Here is a 4241-nt window from a genome sequence, read left to right as displayed (position 1 = left end):
CACGCCCCCGCAACCGGACCCACCCCGCCTTCGACAGTTGGCCGCGATCTGATGGTAGGTGTCGACCTTGGTCGACACGGAAGATCCACGCCATGCGTGGATGGAACAGAGCAGGAGAGTGGGCTCAGTTTCAGGCACGCAGCATCTCCGCAAGAGGAGCCCCCTTGTTGTTCAAGGGGGCGCGCCGATAGGCGGGGGGATAAGGTGGAATGCGCGCGGGGCCCACGGTTTGCGCAGCAAATCGTGGGACGTAACGCAGGTGGAGATTAAATCTCCACCTGTGCGCCCAACTCAACCAGACGGTTGCCCGGAATCCGGAAGAAGCCCGTGGCCGGCGCAGCATTGCGATGCATCAGTGCGAACAGCTTGTCGCGCCAGATCGGCATGCCGCGGTTGGCGGTGGCGACGATGGTCTCGCGGCTGGCGAAGAAGGTGGTGTCCATCGGATCGAAATAGATCCCGCCGTGGTCGCAGGAGCGCATCAACGCCAACGGTACGTCCGGCGTCTCCATGAAACCGAAGCGGACATAGACCCGGTAGAACTCGTCGCCCACCGATTCGATCTTCAGCCGCTGCCCCTCCATCGCATAGGGAATGGGCAGGGTTTCCACATGCAGGAAGACGTTGCGCTCGTGCAGCACCTTGTTGTGCTTGAGGTTGTGCATCAGTGCATGCGGAGCCACGGTCGGGTCAGCGGTGAGGAACACCGCGGTACCCGGCACGCGCACCGGCGGCGCCAGCATCAGGCCCGGCAGGAAGGTGTCGATGCGGATGCCGTCCTTGCGGATCTCGTCGCGCAGCAGCTCTCGGCCACGGCGCCAGGTGCGCATCATGGTGAACAGGAAGATGCCCAGCACGACCGGGAACCAGGCGCCCTGCAGCAGCTTGGCGCCATTGGCGATGACGAAGCCGACGTCGATGATGAAGAACACCACGCACAGCGGCAGGATCCAATGGCGCGCCTTGGGCCACAGCGAGCGCGCGACCAGGGCCAGCAGCAGCGTATCGATCAGCATGGTGGCCGAGACCGAGATGCCATAGGCCACGGCCAGGTTCGACGAGCTGCGGAAGGCCAGCACCAGGCCGATGACCATCACCGCGATGCCCCAGTTGATGCCCGGGATGTAGATCTGGCCGATGGTGTCGTGCGAAGTGTGCTTGATGCGCATGCGCGGGATGTAGCCGAGCTGCATGGCCTGGCGCGAGACCGAGAACGCGCCGGTGATCACCGACTGCGAGGCGATCACCGCCGCCATCGTGGCCAGGATGATCATCGGATACAGGGCCCAGTCGGGGACCGCTTCGAAGAAGGGATTCTTCACCGCTTCGGGATGGTTCAGCACCAGCGCGCCCTGCCCCAGATAGTTCAGCACCAGGCACGGCAGCACGAAGAAGTACCAGGCATGACGGATGGGCTTGGCACCGAAGTGGCCCATGTCGGCATACAGGGCCTCGCCACCGGTGACCGCCAGCACCACGGCGCCAAGGATGAAGATGCCGTGCCAGCTGTGCTCCATGAAGAAGCGGATCGCCCACCACGGGTTGAACGCCTTCAGCACTTCCGGCGAATCGATGATGTTGTAGATGCCGATCGCCGCCAGCGAAATGAACCACACCGAGGTGATCGGGCCGAACGCCTTGCCGATCTTCTCTGTGCCGAAACGCTGCGCGGCGAACACCATCAGCAGGACCACCACGGTGATCGGCACGATGAACGCGTGCAGGCCCGGTGCGGCCACCTCCAGGCCCTCGACGGCACCAAGCACCGAGATCGCAGGGGTGATCACGCCATCACCGAAGAACAGCGACGCACCGAAGATGCCCAGGATGCCCACCACGTAGGCCGAGCGTGAGCCGTTGCGCAGCGTACGCTGGGTCAGCGCCATCAACGCCATGATGCCGCCCTCGCCATCGTTGTCGGCGCGCATGATGATGGTCACGTACTTCAGGGTGACCACGATGTTCAGCGCCCAGAACGCCAGCGACAGCACGCCGAGCACGGTGTCGTGGTCACTGTTGAGCCCGTAGTGCGGCGAGAACGCCTCCTTCAGGGTGTACAGCGGGCTGGTACCGATGTCACCGAAGACCACACCGATCGCACCGATGACCAGCGCCAGTCCCCCGGCCGGGGGGGCATGACCGTGTCCGCCAGGGGCGGCTGCGTGCGGGGTTTGACTGCTGGACATGGGACTCCTGGCGAAGCTCAGGCGGGGGAGGAAAAGGACGCGGCTCAGCGCAGCGCCGACTGCAGGGCCTTGCGGATGACCGTGGCCACTTCGTCGCCTTCGTTGAAGGCATCACGGGCCATGCGGGCCGCTTCAGCCGGCTTGTAGCCCAGCTGCTGCAGCGCCACGGTGGCATCGGACAGCGGGTCGGCCGGGGCCGGACCGCTGCCGGTCGGCAGCGCCCCGCCGGCACCGAACTGGGCCGCACGGTCGCGCAGCTCCAGCACCATGCGCTCGGCCGTCTTCTTGCCGATGCCCGGGATGCGGGTCAGTGCGGTGATATCGCCCGCCTGCACCATGCGCGCGAATTCCTCGACGCTGACAGCGGACAGCACGGCCAGCGCGATCTTCGCGCCGATGCCGCTGACCTTCTGCACATCGCGGAACAGACGACGCTCGCCTTCGCGCAGGAAGCCGTACAGCGAGACGCTGTCTTCCTTCTGCGCGTAATGGGTGTACAGCGTGACCTCGCGTCCGAGCTCGGGCAGGTCGTAGAAGGTGCTCATCGGCGCCTCCAGTTCGTAGCCCACTCCATTCACGTCCACCACCAGCCACGGCGGCGCCTTGTAGGCGACGATGCCGCGCAGTCGACCGATCATTGCGTGCAGCTCCTCATTTGCGACCCCACGCCTGGCGGGCGCTGAGCCCCAGGCGGTTGGCCGTCGCCCTTACGTGGGCGTGGGTGATCGCTACCGCCAACGCGTCGGCCGCGTCGGCCTGCAGCTTGGTTTTCAGGTTGAGCATGAGCCCGACCATGTGTTGAACCTGTTGCTTTTCCGCGCCACCACGGCCGACCACGGCCAGCTTGATCTCGCTGGCGGCGTATTCGTGCACCGGCAGGTCGCGCAGCACCACGGCCGAAATGGCTGCGCCGCGGGCCTGGCCCAGCTTCAGCGCCGAATCGGGGTTGCGCGCCATGAACACGCGCTCGATCGCCACTTCCTGCGGCTGGTACTCGCGGCACAGGTCGGCCAGACCCAGCACCAGCAGCTTCATCCGCTGCGGGAAATCGTCGGCGCCCAGCAGCACCAGGGGCTGGTGATGGACGTGGATGACGCGCCCTGCGGCATCGACATCGATGATGCCCACCCCGGTCCGCTGTGAACCGGGGTCGATGCCGAGGATGCGGGTCATGCCGCGCTCCTGGCGGGGCGGAACGGGAAGCGCTGGCAGGCGTATGGGCTCATGACTGTCCGCGGTGACCGTTCAACGGCCCGCGCCCAGGCCGTCGGTGACGGCTCAGGCGTAGGCGTCGGCGCCGAGTTCGGCGTTCGAATATACGTCCTGCACGTCGTCCAGGTCTTCAAGCATGTCCAGCAGCTTGCGGACCTGCAGGGCGACCTCGCCCTCGACCTTGATGTCGTTGTCGGCGCGGAAGGTGATCTCGGCGTGGTCGGCGAGATGCCCTGCGGCAGTCATCGCCTCCTTTACAGCGTTGAATGCGTCAGGGCTGGTGACCACGTCGATCGAGCCATCGTCCGGATAGACGACGATGTCATCGGCGCCCGCCTCGATGGCCGCTTCGGTGATCGCCTCCTCGTCGGCACCCGGGGCAAAGCTGAGCACGCCCAGGCGCTTGAACATGAAGGCCACCGAACCCTCGGTCCCCATGTTGCCGCCGCATTTGCTGAACGCGTGGCGCACATCGGCCACGGTGCGCACGCGGTTGTCGGTCAGGCAATCGACGATCACCGCCACACCGCCGGGCGCATAGCCCTCGTAGCGCACTTCCTCGTAGTCGACGCCTTCCAGCTCACCGGTGGCCTTCTTGATCGCACGTTCGATCACGTCCTTGGACATGTTCACGGCCAGGCCCTTGTCCATCGCCACGCGCAGGCGCGGGTTGTTGTTGGGGTCGCCTCCACCGCCGCGCGCGGCCACGCCGATCTCGCGGATGATCTTGGTGAAAATCTTGCCGCGCTTCGCGTCGGACGCGTTCTTGCGGGCTTCGATGGAGGGGCCTCTACCCATGGGTGCTACCGTCTGGCTGCTTCAGGATCAAGGCGCGGATTCTAC

4 protein-coding genes are annotated in these 4241 nt (G+C 65.7%); all 4 read right to left on the bottom strand.

Features of this window, described 5'->3' with window-relative positions; all coding sequences use genetic code 11:
* Nucleotides 1-266 precede the first annotated feature (266 nt).
* Entirely contained in the window at nucleotides 267-2186 is a 1920-nt protein-coding gene (locus N7367_RS19300) for a potassium transporter Kup (protein ID WP_053519356.1), read from the bottom strand.
* A gap of 44 nt (nucleotides 2187-2230) precedes the next feature.
* A complete protein-coding gene (ruvA, locus tag N7367_RS19295; RefSeq protein ID WP_053519357.1) occupies nucleotides 2231-2824 on the bottom strand; it encodes a Holliday junction branch migration protein RuvA in 594 nt (197 codons plus the stop codon).
* A gap of 13 nt (nucleotides 2825-2837) precedes the next feature.
* Complete coding sequence (ruvC, locus tag N7367_RS19290; protein WP_053519359.1) at nucleotides 2838-3359, bottom strand: crossover junction endodeoxyribonuclease RuvC; 522 nt, start codon at nucleotides 3357-3359, stop codon at nucleotides 2838-2840.
* Between the two features lie 105 nt (nucleotides 3360-3464).
* Nucleotides 3465-4196: a YebC/PmpR family DNA-binding transcriptional regulator gene (locus tag N7367_RS19285; RefSeq protein WP_053519361.1), complete on the bottom strand. Its 732-nt coding sequence runs from the start codon at nucleotides 4194-4196 to the stop codon at nucleotides 3465-3467.
* Between the last annotated feature and the right edge of the window lie 45 nt (nucleotides 4197-4241).

This window comes from Stenotrophomonas sp. GD04145, from assembly GCF_029835135.1.
GTDB lineage: Bacteria > Pseudomonadota > Gammaproteobacteria > Xanthomonadales > Xanthomonadaceae > Stenotrophomonas > Stenotrophomonas maltophilia_P.
Note: the sequence above shows the minus strand (reverse complement) of the source record. Positions and strands in the feature narration are given on the sequence as shown.

Excerpts from the sequence above, each read along its gene's own strand:
- ruvA (WP_053519357.1), bottom strand. The coding sequence starts at position 2,824 with ATGATCGGTCGACTGCGCGGCATCGTCGCCTACAAGGCGCCGCCGTGG.
- N7367_RS19300 (WP_053519356.1), bottom strand. The coding sequence starts at position 2,186 with ATGTCCAGCAGTCAAACCCCGCACGCAGCCGCCCCTGGCGGACACGGT.
- N7367_RS19285 (WP_053519361.1), bottom strand. The coding sequence starts at position 4,196 with ATGGGTAGAGGCCCCTCCATCGAAGCCCGCAAGAACGCGTCCGACGCG.
- ruvC (WP_053519359.1), bottom strand. The coding sequence starts at position 3,359 with ATGACCCGCATCCTCGGCATCGACCCCGGTTCACAGCGGACCGGGGTG.